The following is a 15538-nucleotide window of genomic DNA, read 5'->3' as shown; positions in this document are numbered from 1 at the left end:
CATGCCGAACGCACGGATCGAGGCGCACCGGCTCGCCTGTCAGGCTGTACTGGAAGCGCTGTACCTCGCGTTTCTCGATACGCCAGGCAACCCCAGCGTGAGCGTCTCGACGCTCGCAGAGCACGCGGGCTGCGACGTCGCGGCCGTACTCGCAGACCTGAAGGAAACCAGCCTCGTCAAACAGGCAAGTCCCGGCAGCGTATCCATCACGGCATCGGGCCGTGCCCATTTCAATGCAACCGAAGGGAGTCATCCATGACGGCAGCAACCTCCGATCGCGACACCGTACGTCGTGAAGCGGTCACCTTCAGCTACGCGGCCAAAGGCAACGCGCTGTTCTACGTCGGCGCGCTTGCCGCGATCGACACCGCCACCGGTCTCGTCGAACCGTGCACGGGCGCGGCAACGCAGCGCGTCGCGGGCGTCGTCGAGCAGCGCCTGAATACAGCCGGCCTCGCGGACGGGTCGACCACGGTCAAGGTCCGGCGCGGCTGTTTTCGCTTCTCGAACGACGCTGCGCCGAACAACTACACCGCCGCCGATATCGGCACCGCCGCGCACGCGCTCGACGACTCGACAGTGAGCAAGGCAGCGGCAGCAGCCGCGAGCGCTGGCACCGTGCGTGACGTCGAGCCGAACGGCGACGTCTGGATCGAAATCTGAACCGGTAACTGGATAGAGGAAGGCATGGAACTCAATCAGGCAAATTACGAGGCGCTCACACTCGCCTTCAATCAGGTCTTCTCGCAGTGGTTCGAGCAGACGCCCACGCAGTGGGAGACGTTCGGGATGCGCACCGAGTCGACCACGTCCGAGTCGGTGTATCCGTGGCTCGGCCAGACCACCCAGTTCCGCGAATGGCTCGGCGATCGCGTGCTCCAGAACCTCACGATTCACGGATTCTCGATCCGGAACAAGTCGTACGAGAACACGGTCGGCGTGTCGCGCGACTCGATCGACGACGACCAGTACGGCGTGTACAAGCCGCTCTTCTCGCAGCTCGGGCAGGATTCGAAACGCCATCCCGACCAGCTCGCCTATGCGCTGCTCAAGCAGGGCGAGACTGCGCTGTGCTACGACGGTCAGCCGTTCTTCTCGGCCGATCACCCGGTCGGCCTGCAGGGCAAGGAAGTGTCCGTGTCGAACGATCAGGGCGGCGCCGGCCCCGGCTGGTATCTGATCGACAACACGCGTGCGATCAAACCGGTAATCGTGCAGTTCCGCAAGGACTATGACTTCGTCGCGCTGAACCGTCCCGAGGACATCCGGAACTTCATGGCGAAGGAGTTGCTCTTCGGCGTCGACGCACGTCTGAACGTGGGCTTCGGTCTGTGGCAGCTCGCACAGCGCAGCGGTCAGGCGCTAACGACAGCCAGCTACGCCGCTGCGCGGGCTTCGATGATGAGCATCAAGTCTGACGCGGGTGCGGCTCTCAACGTCAACCCGTCGCTGCTCATCGTGCCGCCGCAACTGGAGAACGACGCGTTCGAGGTCATCAAGACGCAGCGTCTCGCGAACGGTGCGACCAACCCCTACTACAACACCGCTACGGTGCTCGTCGCGCCGTACCTCGCACCGTAAGCGGCGCGAGAAAACCTCACGGAGCCCATACATGGCAACGAAGAAAATCCCCGCCCTGCGCATCGTTCCGACGACAGGGCGGGACAGCTACCGCGCGATCGGCCGCGTGTTCGGCCGCAAGGCCACCGACATCGCGGTTGCTGATCTCTCGAAGGCACAGATCGAGAAGCTGAAGTCCGATCCGTGGCTGTCTGTCTCGGAGGTCCAAGTCGACGAGATCGTGCCGGACGACGCCGGTGACGACACCGGCTCAACCACCCAGTAACGCGGAGCCGACCGGCAGACCATGAGCTATGCGACAACGGCCGACGTGCAGGCGCGGTATCTGGAACGCGACCTGATCAGTCTCACCGACGAGACCAATCAGGCCGTCGATATGACGCGCCTGCAGGCGGCACTCGATGACGCGTCGGCTGAGATCGACGGGTATCTGTGCGTGCGGTATGTGCTGCCGCTCGTCGACATCGATCTGGGTACACCGGTTCCGGTTCCCACGCTGCTCGTGCGGGCCTGCTGCGACATCGCAGTGTACGGCCTGCAGACGCTGCGACCGAAGGATGACGTCGAGGACGCGCGGCGTCGCTATGACGGCTGGATCAGGATGCTGCGGCTTATGAGCACAGGCGACGTACAGATCAACGCGAAGCTGCTGCCCGGTCAGGCGACATTCCCGCCCGACGTATCGCAGTCGCCCGGCATGACGGAGTTCACTTCGTTGCGCCATCCCGACACGTTCGGCCGGAGGCACCGGTAATGTCGACGCCTGCCATGTCGCTGATCGGACAGATCGAGGACGGGCTGCTCGCGCAGCTCGTGGTGGCTTTCACGAAACCGGGCGACAGCAGGCCATCGCTGAAGGTCGAGTCGTGGCCAACGCGTTCGGAAGGGTATCGCCTGACAGGCGCGGGCGACGTGTTCACGATCTACAAGGGCACGCGCTATTCGAGCGACGACACGTCATCGGGTCATTACGACGCGATGATGGAGTTCGAGATCACGTTGCGGGCGCGCACGTTGCGAGACCAGGGCGCCGCCTACGAGATGGTCGAGAGCGCACGCAACGCGATATGCGGCCAGCGTCTCACCGGATCGTCGGGCGTCACACTCGCCATGCGTGACGATTTCGTCGACTACGCCGAAGGTGTCTTCGCCTATGCGCTTGTCGTCGCGGTGCCGGTGTTGATCCTGCAGCCGGTGAGTGATGCACCGGGGCCGTGGCTTCAACCCGGACAGGATGGGCCGCTCATCACGCAATTCCAGTTCAACCAGGAGAGCTCGACATGAGCACGTACATCTACAGCGGCCCGACGACCGGGCTGACGCTGCGCGCCTCTGATGGTGCGCACGTCGAAAGGATGCTGTTTCACGGCGCACCGGTCGAGCTGCCGGACTGCGCCGAGGTCCGCACGCTCGTGGCACTAAAACGTCTGTCGCTGCAGCCCGACGCCGTGAACGTGGCGCCGGTTCCAGCAGCGGCACCCACGGTTGTGCAGCCGTCCGCATCGGACGCCCCAGCGGATGCTGCTGCGGCGGCTTCTGCGACCGCCACCGCGCCTGCTACCAAGAGCAAAGGAGCGTAAGACATGCCCGCAAGTTTTCTGCATGGCGTCGAGACGATCGAAACCACAGTCGGTGGCGTCCAGGTCACCCTCGTTAAAACCGCCGTTGTCGGTCTCGTCGGCACTGCTGCCGGCGGCACGCCGAACCAGCTCACGCTCGTGTCCGCCGACACGGATTTCGCGCAGTTCGGTCCTGACGCTGCCGGGTTCACCATCCGCAGCGCGCTGCAGGACGTCTTCGACCAGAAGCCGACCGTCGTGCAGGTGATCAACGTGCTCGATCCGCTCGTGCACAACAGCGCAGCGGCAGCTGAAGCGATCGCGTTCGATGCGACCGACACCTCGACGCTCACGCATCCGGGCGTCGTCATGTCGTTGCCGTATGACGTGAAGAGCAAGGACGGCAATACCACCTACAAGAAGGACATCGACTACACGATCGACCCGCTGAACGGCATCGTGTCGCGCGTAGCAGGTGGCGCGATCGCGCCGCTCGCACAACTGACCGCAGACTATAGCTACGCCGATCCGACGAAGGTGACGCCGGCCGACATCATCGGCGGTATCAACGCAGCCGGATTGCGCACGGGCATGCAGCTGTTCAAGGACGGCTATTCGCTTTACGGTTACTTCGCGAAGCTGCTAGTGGCACCGGCGTGGTCGACGCAGGCATCGGTGTCGGCCGCGCTCACGGTCATCGCCAACAACATTCGCGCGATGCAGTTCTCCGATGCTCCGGGCGGCCTGACCGTACCGCAGGCGATCTCTGCTCGCGGGCCGGCCGGAACGATCAACTTCGATGTATCGGATGAGCGCACCGTGCTGCTCTATCCGTATGTGAGCGTGTTCGATACCGCGAGCAACGCGAACGTGCTGCGTCCGCTGTCGGCGCGCGCGGCCGGCATCCAGTCGAAGCAGGATCAGGAAAAGGGCTACTGGTGGTCGCCGTCGAACGTGGCCATTCAGGGTATCGTCGGCACCGAGCGGCCGATCACGTCGATGGTGAACGATCCGAACTGCGAAGCGAACCAGCTCAACGCGGCCGGCATCGTCACAGTGTTCAGTTCCTACGGCACAGGTTTGCGTCTATGGGGCAACCGCTCGTCGGCCTATCCCGCGTCGACGCAACCCACGCAGTTCATCTGCGTGCGTCGCACGGCCGACATCATCGAGGAAAGCCTCGAGTACTTCACGCTGCAGTACACGGACGGGTCGATCAGCAATGCGTGGATCGATACGGTGCTCGAATCGGCCAACGGTTTCATGCGCAAGCTGGGCGGCGACGGGGCGATTCTGGGTGGCCGGGCGTGGTATGACCCGACGAAGAATCCGGTGACCGAGCTCGAAGGCGGTCACATCGTGTTTTCGTATGACTTCATGCCGCCGCCGCCCGCAGAGCGCATCACGTACCAGGCGCAGATCAACATCAACTATCTGAGCACGCTGACCGGCAGCACGTCAGGCGGCACCTCAGGTAGCACTTCGGGAGGCTCCTGACATGGCCGGTATCACGCTCAACCGCGTCACCAACGCGAATCTGTACATGAACGGCAACAGTCTGCTCGGCAGGTCCGAACAGGTCGATCTGCCGGATCTGTCGGCGCTCGAAACCGAGCACAAGGCACTCGGCATGGTGGGCACGATCATGCTGCCGACCGGCTTCGACAAGCTGGAAGGCAAGATCAAATGGAACAGCTATTACCCGGACGTGTGGCTCGCGTTCGGCAACCCGTTCCTGCCCGTGTCGCTTCAATGCCGATCGTCGATCGACACGTACAACAGTCAGGGGCGCACCTCGCAGGTGTCGCTCGTGACGTTCCTCACGATCACGATGAAGAAGCTGCCGCTCGGTTCCTTCAAGCCGAAGGACAACGCAGACTTCCAGTCGGAGTTCACCTGCACGTATGTGAAGCAGCAGGTGGCCGGCGCCGACGTGTTCGAGCTCGACGTGCTCGCCAACATCTTCAAGGTGGGCGGCGTCGACCAGCTCGCCACGTATCGACTGAATATCGGAGGCTGATCCATGAGCGGCACGAACATCACTCACGCTGAAAAATTCGCACTGGAATTCCCTGTGAAACTGGCGGACGGCCGGGAGCTTGCCGTCGTGCACCTGCACCGTCCCAAGGTGCGGCATCTGAAGCAGGCGCAGCGCACCGAGACAGATCCGGCAGCACAGCAGATCGTGCTGATGGCGCTGATGACCGAGGAGAAGCTCACGCCCGAGGATTTCGACGACATCGATCTCGGCGACTTCATGAAGATGAACGCCTTTTTTCGTCGGATCATGGGTGACGATCAGGGAGCTGCAGCAGCTGGCGGGATTGCTGGCCCGGTGGTTCCGCTTCCAGCCCAGTGAGATCGACGATCTGACGACCGACGAGCTGCTGGACTGGTGCGGGACGGCAGGCGAACAGATCGATGCCGTCACTCACCATTCGTAATGGCCGACGTAGCACCGCAGTAACGACACAGTAAAACTCGCCGCCTTATCACTTCCAGGTGGCACGACAGGACGCCCGCATGGCCAACCTCTTCGAGCTGGGCGTCCTGCTCAGTCTGATCGACAACGCGAGCTCGCCGCTGCGCCAGTTCGGCTCCACGCTGAACCAGACCAGCGCGACGGGCGCCAACGCGATGCAGCGCTTGGGCGCCGCGATGGATCGCGTCTCTGGCCGGCTCACAGCGATGGGCGGTGCGTCGCTTGCGCTCGGCGAAGAGTTCAAACACCTTGCGGAGAAGCCCATCGAAGCGTTCATCGAGATGGACTCGGCGATGAATGATCTGAAGGTTTCCACACTCGACAAGACCGGACAGGTTGGCGCAGGGTTCGAGCAGCTGCGTCAGAAGGTCTTCGAGATCGACGCCCGGCTGCCGATGACAACCGCTCAGGTGGCGGAAGTCGGCACCGCACTGAAGAGTGCCGGCGTCTCGATGCAACAGATGCTGAGCGGCGCATACGACGCCGCAGCCAACCTCTCGGTCGTGCTCAAGATGCCCGGCGACGAAGCAGGCTTGATGGTCGCACGCCTGCGTGAAGCGTATGGCCTCGCAGGTAGCGAGCTGCCTCGCATGGCCGACCTCATCCAGCGCGCACGCTTCGCGTTCGGCATCTCGCCCGAAGAGCTGCGCTATGCGAGCGCCTATTCCGCACCGACACTGAACATGCTCGGCCTCACCGGTCTCGACAACGCGCAGAAGCTGCTCGCGATTCAGGGCATGGGCGCGGGCTGGAATTTCCAGGGCAGCAGCTTCGGTACAAACTTTTCGATGTTCCTCACGCGACTGTCGAAAGGACCGGAGACGATCGCGACTGCAGGCCGGGGCGCCAGAGGCATCGCACGCAATGACCTGAGACGCGCGGGCGTCAAGTTCGATTTCTTCGACAAGCACGGGCAGTTGAAGAGCGTCGAGGACATGATCGCGCAGCTCGAAAGTGCCCGCAGTCGCCTGAAAGCGGTTGGCGGCGATCGCATGGTGCTCGACGTCTTCGGTGGCGTGTTCGGCGTCGAGGCCGGACGCGTGGCCGAGCTGCTCGCGCAGAAAGGGATGGCGGGCTATCACGATGCATTGCGCCGCATGGCTGATCAGGCCAGCATGGATCAGCGCACGAAGCAGACAATGGAGTCATTCAAGAATGTCTGGACAACATTCTCGTCGAACATCAGCAACGCCCTCGGCACGATGGTTGAACCTGCCGCGCGATGGCTGGAGCCGATGATCCTGCGCCTCGGGGAAGCCGTTGCACTATCGCGCGAGTGGCTCGGCCACCACCAGACTTTCGCGAAGTGGACCACACTGATCGTCGGAGGTCTCGGTTTTGCACTGACGATCTTTGGCTCGCTGCTGCTGACCGCCGGTCTCTTTGCGAAGGTAGCGAGCGGTCCAATCATGCTACTAGGCAGGATTGGCGGTGCGGGGTTCTCGCTAATGGCATCGGGTGCACGTGGACTCGGCTCTGCGCTTCCGGTGCTCGTCACGGGCCTGCGATCGGTCGGCATCGCATTGCTGGCGATTCCAGGTATCGGCTGGATCACTGCTGCGATCGCTGCCGTCGCGTTCCTCGTATGGCGTTACTGGACTCCGATCAAGGCGTTCGCGAGCGGGCTGTGGGATGGCCTGAAGACCGGCTTTGCGCCTGCGTGGGCCATTCTTCGCCCGGCGCTCGTGCAGTTCGGCAGTGCCTTCATGACAGTCCTGCGTGCGCTGCGCCCGTTGGGCATGATGACGGCGGCCATCCTGTCACCGCTCGCACCGCTGTTCCAACCGATCGTCATGGCTGCACAGGCGTTGTGGCGCTGGTTCGTCGCGCTGCTGCAGCCGGTCAATGCAGGCGGCAATGCAGCGCGCGATTTCGGGCTGCGGGTCGGCACCGCGATCGCGGGCGCGCTGCAATGGGTTGCGCGACTTACCGCGCAGATCCTGTCGCTGGACACGAAGTTCCTCCATCTCGGTGCGTCGATCATCGACGGTCTCGTGAACGGCATCGCGAGCCGCCTCTCGGCCGCACGTGGCGCGGTGACGCAGCTCGGCGAGAACATCAAGGGATGGTTTGCGGGCACGCTCGGCATCCACTCGCCCAGCCGCGTCTTCATGGGCTTTGGTGAGAACATCGGACAGGGAACGGAGATCGGCATTCTCAACCGCCTCGCGGCCGTGCGCGGCGCCACGGGCCGTCTGTCATCTGCTGCGATCGACGGGGCGCTGGCCACCGCACGGCGTTCCATCCCTGCAGGCTCTGCAGACGCCCGCGCAAACGGCAGTGGCGTGCCGCAGCCGGGTGTCGTCATTCACTTCTCGCCGACCGTGCATGTGAGTGCGGGTGCGGACACGGGCAATCAGGTGAGCACGGCGCTGCGAACCTCGGCCGCCGAGTTCGAAAAGCAGATGGACCGCTATCTCGCGTCGCGCCGGCGCGTCGGGTTCGGAGGGTAATCATGGCACTCGATCCTCTGTCGATCGGCACCGGCGCCATCTCGCGCGGCTTTGGTATCGGCAACGTCAATGCAATCGTCGACCAGGCGCTGAACGACCTGCTGCAGTCGCAGGTCGACACCGCGCCGTACATGCTGCTTGGCGATGTGTCGTTCGCGGTCCTCGCCTATGTCGACGGCAATGAGCGGCGCATGAGCGCGGACTTCGCCGAGCACAAGCTGCTCGAAGGCAAGCCACGCCTGCAGTGGGTAGGCGATGCGCTCGACGAACTCACATGGCGTCTGATGCTGCACGTCGCGTACTGCGATCCGGAAGCGGAACTGCAGAAGCTGCAGCAGCTGCTCGCGTCCCATGCCGCCGCACCCCTGTTCAAGGCGAACGGTGACTATCAAGGCACGTTCGTCGTCACGAGCTGCACGCTGACCACCCGCTGGACGTTCGACGACGGCACGCTGATCTGCCTGGAGGCGACGGTCGACCTGAAGGAATACGTCGTGCCACCGGCACCAGTCACACAGCCGGCAAGCCAGGCACCGGTTGCCGCCCAGCAGCGCACCGCCTCCGGCACGATGAATCCGCCAGGCACTGTCACGGCTGCGCCGATGCAGCGTCCGGCCACCGCGCCTGTTACGAGGAACTGACATGCCATCGACCATCCAGGCCATCCGGCACGTGACGATCGACGGCGAGCGGTGGGACACCATCGCGTGGAACTACTACGGCGATCCGTACGGCTATGGGCCAATCATTGAAGCGAATCCCGCCGCGAATATCAGCACCACGCTGCCGGCCGGCACGGTGCTGTTGATTCCGATCCTCACGCTCGACCAGCAGACCGCGCAGCAGGCCGCGAGCGATCTGCCGCCCTGGAAACAGTAGCCACCCCATGAGCGATCTGACCACCCCGTCGACGTCGACCGACACACCATTCATCCTCGTCCCACACGGCACCGTAACGGTGCTGTACAAGCAGAAAGACATCACGACGGCAATCGCGCCGAATCTGATCAGTCTGACCTACACCGACCGGGTTGGCGGTGCTGCGGACTCGGTCGAGATCCGTCTGCAGGACAGCGAGCTGCGCTGGCAGAACGCGTGGTATCCCGGCTTCGGTGACGTGCTGACTGTGTCGATCGGCTATGCCGGTCAGAAGCTGTTGCCGTGCGGGGACTTCGAGATCGACGAGATCGAGCTCGAAGGTCCGCCCGATGTGGTGACCGTCAAGGCGCTCGGCGCAGGCGTGAAGCGCGCGGTGCGATCGCGGCGTGGGCGCGCCTATGAGAACACGACGCTCGGCGCGATCGCCGCTACCGTCGCCCAGCGCAACAAACTGACCCTGAAGGGGAAGATCGAGACGATCCGCATCACGCGTGTGACGCAGGCGTTCGAGACCGATCTCGCGTTTCTCGATCGCGTCGCACGTGAATACGGTTACGAGTTTTCGGTACGCGGCAACGTGATGACGTTCTACAAGCGCAGCGATCTGAAATCGTCTGCGTCTGTCATGACGATCACCCGGCAGGACATCGAGCACTATCACTTCCACGACAAGGTCCACGAGATTTATGTGGCGAGCACGGTCAGCTATCACAACGCGCGGACCAGGCGGCTTCATAAAAAACGCAGCGTCGATCCGTCCTCGACGCTCTCGACCTACGATCACTACAGTGTCGACGAGCTGAACCTCAACGTGCGTGCCGAGAACGATACGCAGGCGAACCTGAAAGCCCAGGCCGCGCTGGAGCGGGCGAACGACGATCAGACGCAGATGACGCTCGATGTCGATGGCAACACGAAGCTGGCCGCTGGCGTCAATGTGACGGTGACCGGCTTTGGCAAGGTGGGCGGCAAGTACAGCATCACGCAGTCGACGCACACGTTCTCGCGCGATGCCGGCTACAAGACTTCGGTCGAAACCAAGCGGGTACGGGAGGCGAGCGATGGTGCGCAGTGACGACGGGCCGGCCACGGGCGGCGTTAAATTCAAGACCGGCATCGTCAGCGACATCGACATGTACAGCGGCAGCGTGAAGGTCAGCTTCGCCGACGTCGGTGTCGAGAGCGGCTGGCTGACCGTCTGCTATCCGAAGACGCTCGAAGACAAGGCGTACTGGATGCTTGACGTCGGTGAGCACGTACGCTGCATCATGGACGAATACCTCGAAGACGGCGCGGTACTCGGTGCAATCTATTCGTCGGCCGACGCCGTCCCCTGGGCGTCGGCCGACCGGTTCGGCTGGACGTTCAAGGACGGAGGCGGGTTCAGCTATGACCGCTCGACGGGCGAGCTCGACATCACGTCGATGGGTGCGGCAAAGATCACGATCGGCGGCGATGCGCAGGTCAATGTGACGGGCGACGCGAGCCTTACGTCGGGCGGTACGACGACGGTTAAGGCAACTGAAACCGTGATCGACGGCAATCTACGGGTCAAGGGTGCCTCGATGTTCGAGGGTGGCATTGGTGGGGCCGCAGGCGCAAGCACCACTATTCCGGGCAGCGTCAAGGCGCAGGACGATGTCATCGCGGGCGATATCAGTCTCACCGGACATGGGCATACCGACTCCATGAACGGCCGCACCAGCGCCGCGCTGCCGTCGATCTGACGCAATCCCGTCACTCAAGAGCTTTAATGGGCTGCGCGCCTCGCGCGAGGCGACACTTGGCGACATGCAGCCGTCAAACATCGCCACTATCACTTCGCAGTTCTTTCAGCCCGCGCTGTCGGCCGCTGCAACGGCTGCATCGTCGGGACTGCTCGCCGACCGCCTCGGTCTGGTCGTGACGGATCTCGACGACATCGGGCAGTGCATCGACATCATCCTGCACACGCCGCGCGGCAGCGACCCGCATCGGCCCGATTTCGGCGCCAACCTCGACCAGTACATCGACTGGCCACTGTCGGCCGCACGGCCGCGTATCGCGCGCGAGGTGCAGCGCGCGCTTACGCGATGGGAGCCGCGTGCGAACGTGCTGAAGGTCAATGCCCAGTATTCGGCTATGGGCCAGCTGCTCGTGCCGGTGACGTGGCAACCGGTGGCTAGCTATAACGGCCAGCCCATTGTGACCAGTCTCGCGTTCGGCAAGCTCTCATGACAAGCCTGCTCGACAACCAGCTGCCCGAACCAAACTTCATCGATCGCGACCCTGCACAGGTCACGGCCGACATGGTGGCCATGTACGAGGGGCTGACCGGCAAGACCCTGTTTCCAGCACAGCTCGAACGCCTTCTGATCAATACCTTCGCTTACCGCGAGGGTCTGCTGCGGCAGGCAATTCAGGATGCAGCGAAGCTGAACCTGGTTCGCTATTCGCGCGCACCCGTGCTGGACATGCTGGGCGAGAACGTCGACACGCCGCGTATTGAGGCGCAGCCCGCGACCTGTACGCTGCAGTTCGTTTTCGATTCGACCACCGTCGCGGCCGTGATACCGGCGGGCACGCAGGTCGGCACCGATGTCTTGTTTTCGACCTCGGCTGACATCGACGTGGCATCTGGCGCGACGAGTGCACAGGGCACTGCGTCGTGCACCGTCGCCGGCACGGCAGGCAATGGCTTCGTCGCAGGCCAGATCAACGGCCTGATTGGCGTCGTCAACGGTCTGAACATCACGGCTGCGCAGAATGTCGACACGACTGCCAACGGCACCGACGACGAAGAGGACGATCCCTATCGCGAGCGTATCGTGCTCGCTCCGGAGAGCTTCTCGACGGCGGGGCCGTCCGACTCATACATCTATTGGGCGCGCTCGGTTAGCGCGGCGATTGTCGACGTCAAGGTGGTTTATCCGCAACTGGCGCTTGTCAACGGCCAGCTTACCTCGGCGAATCAGGTGCCGCCCGGTTGTGTGTTCCTGTATGTCCTCACCAGTACGGGACCAGCGTCGCAGCCACTCAAGGATCAGGTGCTGGCCGCCTGCAATCCGAAGAACCGTCGCCCGGCCACTGACTTCGTGCAGGTGCAGGACGTTGTCGAGGTGGACTATCAGATCGAGGCGCAGCTCACGCTGCTTTCTGACGCGGACGGAACCACAGCACTCGCCCAGGCCAACACGGCCGCGAGCAGCTACGTCACGGCGCGCGAGACAACGCTCGGGCTCGACATAGTGCGCGAGCAGATCATCGGCGTGCTCAACGGGCCGTCCGCGTATGGCGTCTACAAGGTCAACCTGATCCAGCCTGCAGCCGATCAGGTGCTCGACGAATCGCAGTGGGGGCACTGCACGGGTGTGAACATCACCATCGCGGGAACGACCGATGGCTGACGTGACCGGTTTCGTCAATCCGACTTTGCTACCGCCACCTCTCGCGCGTGATCTCAGCTGCCGTGCGCTCGAAGCGGTGGCCGCACGCATCTCATCGATCGATCTCACGCCGCTCGTCGTATACGACTTCGATACCGTGCCGGTCTCGGCGTTGCCGTCGCTTGCCGAGCAGTTTCGCATGCTCGGCGATGCGGGCTGGAATCTGGCCACGACCGAGGCGCAGCAGCGTGCGCTGCTCAAGGAAGCGATCGCGCTGCACCGCATTCGCGGCACGCCATATTCGGTAAGTCGTGTACTCGCGATTCTCGGCGTGAATGCCTCGATCGTTGAGTGGTTCACGACCACACCACAGGGCGCGCCGTACACCTTCACGATCACCGCCGACGTGCTCGACCAGCCGGTCGATGCACCACCACTCGACGCTGCCCGCTGGGGGCAGATTGCCCGTGTCGTCAATTTCTGGAAAAACGCGCGTAGTGCGTTCGGCCTCTCCAGCACGAGCGCGGCGATCGCGCTCGGCACCGGCGTGACGCTGGTGGCCAGCGGCGCGGCCGGCACCCGGATCAGTGCCGTTTTCGACGCCGACGCAATCGTCTTCACCTTACCGGCCGCGACGATCGCAGGCGGTGCCGAACAGCAGACCATAGGAGCAGACTTCGCATGACGCAACGAACCATTACGCTGACCCTGACCGACGCCGGCCGCGTGGCGCTCGTGAACGCTGCGCAGCAGAGCATGGATGTGCAGTTCACCGCGCTCGCGCTCGGTTCCGGCACCCAGGCGCTCGACCACACTGCGAAGGCGCTCACGACGGAGATCGAGCGGCAGCCAATCTTCTCTGCAACGCAGCCCGCACCGGGGCAACTGACGGTCAGTGCGCTCTTTAACGTCGATCCGGCAGCGGCGTATTCCGTTACCGAGATCGGCCTGATCGGCGATGGTGTCGTGTTCGGCGTATGGAGTACGACCGACCCGACACAGGCGCTGGTCGTGCGCACGCCGGGTGTCCCGTACACGTCGACCATCACGGTCGGTTACGCGCAGTTGCCCTCGCAGAATGTGTCGGTGGTAATCCAGCCGCTCGACGCCGCTGCGCAGCAGCTCGTGAACGATGCGGTGATCAACGGCATCAACGCGCACGTCGCCGCTGCCGATCCACACCCGCAATACGTCTCGGGCACGGTCGACCAGCACGCGAAGCCTGCAGCGTGGCGCGGACAGGCCGTGGCGAATCTCGGCCTGCCCGTCGATGGGCTGCAGACTGCCGGCAAAATCAATGCGGTCAACAACCCGAACCTGCTGTTCAATGGATCGGCTGAGTTTGGGTCGGTGGGATGGGTTTCGTCGAATTTCCAGTGGTTAACAGGTGATTTTGGGGAAGGCTCGTTCTGGGACAATGCGACCGCGATTAACGGCGCTACCGTGCAGGACATGTCGGGTGCAATACCGGTTTTCCCGAACACGACGCTTTCGCTATCGGCCGACCTCTATGCCCTGGGCGTTACCGTCGGTCGTGCGTATGTCTACATGGAGGCATTCACTTCGGCCGGTGTTTCACTGGGCGGGTTCGGGTCGGCCATCGCGGTGAACGGAACGAACTGGACACGCTATGCGGTGTCTGGAACGACGCCTGCAAACACAGATCATGTCGTCGTGCATCGGGTCATCGATACGGCACCGACAGTCACTGCCGGCGGCGTCGCGTTCCGCCGGATCAAGCTCGAACAGGGCACGACGCCTTCGCTCTATTCGCAGGAAGCGACCATAGGCCAGTTAATGGGCCGTACCAACGGCAAGAGTGCGAACGTCTACTACAGCGGTGTACCGACCTCCGGCTCGGCGACGACGTTTGCGAAATCCCTGGCATCGTTTGTCGCCCCATCGAACGGTTTTGTTCTCGCCATCCAGGCCGCCAACATGGGAGGCACCAATCAGCCGGGCACGGTCAATAACACCGTCAATATAACCGGGAGCGTGTCTGGCTCGGCTAGAGGTGCAGACTCTTGCCCCACTTCAATGATGAACCTCGCGAGCCTGTCAGTCGTTGCGGGAGAAACAGTCATCGTCAGTGGATCGACTGTATCCAACGGCGCAACCGGTAGCTGGCTCAACATCGGCATAAACCTGGGCTACACGTTCACCCCTTCGAACTGAGGCTTTGAATGTACTTCACGATCGATTTCAACGACGACGGAACGCCTCTCTCGCCGGCTCAGTACGATTCTCCCGAATCGGCACCGAACCCGTTACCAACGGGGGAGGTTGCATGCACAGCCGATCAGTACGCCAGATGGCAGGACTGCGTGCTCGCTAGCGGACAGGTTGCCTCAGCGCCGGCAGCAACATTGCTTGCAAAGGCACAGGCTGCACAGATTGCGTTGCTATCCACAGCGTGCCAGTCAGCGATCTATGCGGGTTTCACGTCGAGCGCGCTGGGTTCGCCACATAACTATCCGGCAAACGACGTCGACCAGCAGAATCTGTCTGCGTCCGTGCTCGCCTCGCTGATGCCGAGTATTCCCGAAAATTGGACAACCGTGTTCTGGTGCGAGGCCGGTGGGCAATGGGCGTTCGCCAGCCATACTGCGACGCAGATCCAGCAGGTCGGCCAGGACGGCATGGCCGCGATTCTCGCCACGAAGACGAAAAACCAGCAGCTGGCCACGCAAGTGATGGTAGCAACCACCATCGCGGCCGTGCAGGCAATCGTCTGGGGCTGACCGGATGAAATTCGCTTTCTACAAAGGGCGTGGGGCATTCGTTGATCGCCTGATCCGTTGGTGGTTACGCGGGTCATATAGCCATGTCGAGGCCGTGCTCGTAGCCAACGCTGACGGAACGTTCGAATGTGCATCGGCCTTGCGCGGTACAGGCATTCGCATCGCGTCGATCGGGTTGCCGGCGGCAGACTGGGATTTTGTTGAAGCGCCAGGCGACGCGGACGCGGTGCGCGCATGGTTTGCTGCACGCGTGGGGGCGTCGTACGACTGGCTTGGGGTATTCGGCTTCGTGCTGCGCCCGGTAGGTAACGAGCCAGGGCGGTACTTCTGTTCGGAGGCGATCGCTGCAGCGCTCGGTGTCAGCGAACCGTGGCGCTTCGATCCGGATGGGCTTGCCGATCTGCTGACGAACACGTCGCGAGTGAGGCTGCCTCACTGCAGCAAGTAAAACAGGGCGACCGGCATGGGTGTTAGAGCA

The 15538-nt window shown here is 63.1% G+C and carries 21 protein-coding genes; all 21 read left to right on the top strand.

The window, feature by feature from the left end; translation table 11 throughout:
- The first annotated feature begins 1 nt into the window (after position 1).
- The 21 genes from ACREXZ_RS23675 (at position 2) to ACREXZ_RS23575 (ending at position 15508) form a co-directional block, all read left to right on the top strand.
- A complete protein-coding gene (locus tag ACREXZ_RS23675; protein ID WP_431766546.1) occupies positions 2-259 on the top strand; it encodes a hypothetical protein in 258 nt (85 codons plus the stop codon).
- Entirely contained in the window at positions 256-663 is a 408-nt protein-coding gene (locus ACREXZ_RS23670) for a hypothetical protein (RefSeq protein WP_431766545.1), read from the top strand. The genes ACREXZ_RS23675 and ACREXZ_RS23670 overlap by 4 nt, the downstream gene beginning before the upstream one ends.
- 24 nt (positions 664-687) lie before the next feature.
- Positions 688-1581: a Mu-like prophage major head subunit gpT family protein gene (locus tag ACREXZ_RS23665; RefSeq protein WP_431766544.1), complete on the top strand. Its 894-nt coding sequence runs from the start codon at positions 688-690 to the stop codon at positions 1579-1581.
- A gap of 31 nt (positions 1582-1612) precedes the next feature.
- A complete protein-coding gene (locus tag ACREXZ_RS23660; protein WP_431766543.1) occupies positions 1613-1846 on the top strand; it encodes a hypothetical protein in 234 nt (77 codons plus the stop codon).
- Positions 1847-1867: 21 nt separating this feature from the next.
- Complete coding sequence (locus ACREXZ_RS23655) at positions 1868-2335, top strand: gp436 family protein (RefSeq protein WP_431766542.1); 468 nt, start codon at positions 1868-1870, stop codon at positions 2333-2335.
- Positions 2335-2865: a Gp37 family protein gene (locus tag ACREXZ_RS23650; RefSeq protein WP_431766541.1), complete on the top strand. Its 531-nt coding sequence runs from the start codon at positions 2335-2337 to the stop codon at positions 2863-2865. Before ACREXZ_RS23655 ends, ACREXZ_RS23650 begins: the two co-directional genes overlap by 1 nt.
- On the top strand, positions 2862-3161 hold the full coding sequence (locus tag ACREXZ_RS23645) for a hypothetical protein (RefSeq protein WP_431766540.1): 300 nt from the start codon (positions 2862-2864) through the stop codon (positions 3159-3161). The genes ACREXZ_RS23650 and ACREXZ_RS23645 overlap by 4 nt, the downstream gene beginning before the upstream one ends.
- Before the next feature lie 3 nt (positions 3162-3164).
- The gene (locus ACREXZ_RS23640; protein WP_431766539.1) at positions 3165-4637 is read left to right on the top strand and encodes a phage tail sheath family protein; all 1473 of its coding nucleotides are present in this window, start codon (positions 3165-3167) and stop codon (positions 4635-4637) included.
- 1 nt (position 4638) lies between these two features.
- Entirely contained in the window at positions 4639-5160 is a 522-nt protein-coding gene (locus tag ACREXZ_RS23635; RefSeq protein WP_431766538.1) for a phage major tail tube protein, read from the top strand.
- A 3-nt stretch (positions 5161-5163) separates the two neighbouring features.
- Complete coding sequence (locus tag ACREXZ_RS23630; protein WP_431766537.1) at positions 5164-5499, top strand: phage tail assembly protein; 336 nt, start codon at positions 5164-5166, stop codon at positions 5497-5499.
- A gap of 164 nt (positions 5500-5663) precedes the next feature.
- Entirely contained in the window at positions 5664-8075 is a 2412-nt protein-coding gene (locus ACREXZ_RS23625; protein WP_431766536.1) for a phage tail tape measure protein, read from the top strand.
- Between the two features lie 2 nt (positions 8076-8077).
- On the top strand, positions 8078-8716 hold the full coding sequence (locus ACREXZ_RS23620) for a phage tail protein (RefSeq protein WP_431766535.1): 639 nt from the start codon (positions 8078-8080) through the stop codon (positions 8714-8716).
- A 1-nt stretch (position 8717) separates the two neighbouring features.
- The gene (locus tag ACREXZ_RS23615) at positions 8718-8954 is read left to right on the top strand and encodes a tail protein X (protein ID WP_431766534.1); all 237 of its coding nucleotides are present in this window, start codon (positions 8718-8720) and stop codon (positions 8952-8954) included.
- Between the two features lie 7 nt (positions 8955-8961).
- Positions 8962-10029 (top strand): phage late control D family protein, encoded by a 1068-nt coding sequence (locus ACREXZ_RS23610; RefSeq protein ID WP_431766533.1) that lies wholly within the window; start codon positions 8962-8964, stop codon positions 10027-10029.
- Complete coding sequence (locus ACREXZ_RS23605; protein WP_431766532.1) at positions 10016-10681, top strand: phage baseplate assembly protein V; 666 nt, start codon at positions 10016-10018, stop codon at positions 10679-10681. The genes ACREXZ_RS23610 and ACREXZ_RS23605 overlap by 14 nt, the downstream gene beginning before the upstream one ends.
- A 64-nt stretch (positions 10682-10745) precedes the next feature.
- Positions 10746-11171, top strand: a complete 426-nt coding sequence (locus tag ACREXZ_RS23600; RefSeq protein ID WP_431766531.1) for a GPW/gp25 family protein — start codon at positions 10746-10748, stop codon at positions 11169-11171.
- Positions 11168-12340, top strand: a complete 1173-nt coding sequence (locus tag ACREXZ_RS23595) for a baseplate assembly protein (RefSeq protein WP_431766530.1) — start codon at positions 11168-11170, stop codon at positions 12338-12340. The genes ACREXZ_RS23600 and ACREXZ_RS23595 overlap by 4 nt, the downstream gene beginning before the upstream one ends.
- Positions 12333-13004: a phage tail protein I gene (locus tag ACREXZ_RS23590; RefSeq protein ID WP_431766529.1), complete on the top strand. Its 672-nt coding sequence runs from the start codon at positions 12333-12335 to the stop codon at positions 13002-13004. The genes ACREXZ_RS23595 and ACREXZ_RS23590 overlap by 8 nt, the downstream gene beginning before the upstream one ends.
- 77 nt (positions 13005-13081) lie before the next feature.
- Positions 13082-14494 carry a hypothetical protein gene (locus ACREXZ_RS23585; protein ID WP_431766528.1) on the top strand — a complete coding sequence of 471 codons (1413 nt, stop codon included), beginning with the start codon at positions 13082-13084 and terminating at the stop codon, positions 14492-14494.
- An 8-nt stretch (positions 14495-14502) separates the two neighbouring features.
- A complete protein-coding gene (locus tag ACREXZ_RS23580; protein ID WP_431766527.1) occupies positions 14503-15060 on the top strand; it encodes a hypothetical protein in 558 nt (185 codons plus the stop codon).
- A gap of 139 nt (positions 15061-15199) precedes the next feature.
- Positions 15200-15508 carry a hypothetical protein gene (locus ACREXZ_RS23575; RefSeq protein ID WP_431766526.1) on the top strand — a complete coding sequence of 103 codons (309 nt, stop codon included), beginning with the start codon at positions 15200-15202 and terminating at the stop codon, positions 15506-15508.
- Positions 15509-15538 lie beyond the last annotated feature (30 nt).

This window comes from Paraburkholderia sp. (assembly GCF_050742655.1).
Taxonomy (GTDB): Bacteria; Pseudomonadota; Gammaproteobacteria; order Burkholderiales; family Burkholderiaceae; genus Paraburkholderia.
Note: the sequence above shows the minus strand (reverse complement) of the source record. Positions and strands in the feature narration are given on the sequence as shown.